Below are 220 nucleotides of genomic sequence, written 5' to 3'. Positions count from 1 at the left end.
AGATAGGTTGGGGGTGGAAGTGCAGTAATGCATGGAGCTGACCAATACTAATCGGTCGAGGGCTTATCCTAAAGATAGGACGCAATGAGTTTCGGATCCAGTTTTCAGGGTGTAACACCTTGAAGGTCGAATTTGCAGAGCAGATTCATGTTTGGTGGCGATAGCGGAGGGGTTCCACACGTACCCATCCCGAACACGACCGTTAAGCCCTCCAGCGCCG

1 rRNA gene is annotated in these 220 nt (G+C 51.8%); it reads left to right on the top strand.

Annotated features, from left to right (window positions below):
• Window positions 1-150: 150 nt before the first annotated feature.
• Window positions 151-220: ribosomal RNA gene (rrf, locus tag G9G57_RS25555) — 5S ribosomal RNA — on the top strand; the annotation flags it as partial.

Source organism: Paenibacillus sp. EKM211P, from assembly GCF_011066175.1.
In the GTDB taxonomy this organism is placed as follows: Bacteria; Bacillota; Bacilli; order Paenibacillales; family Paenibacillaceae; genus Paenibacillus; species Paenibacillus polymyxa.
This window is presented reverse-complemented; position numbering and strand designations above follow the sequence as displayed.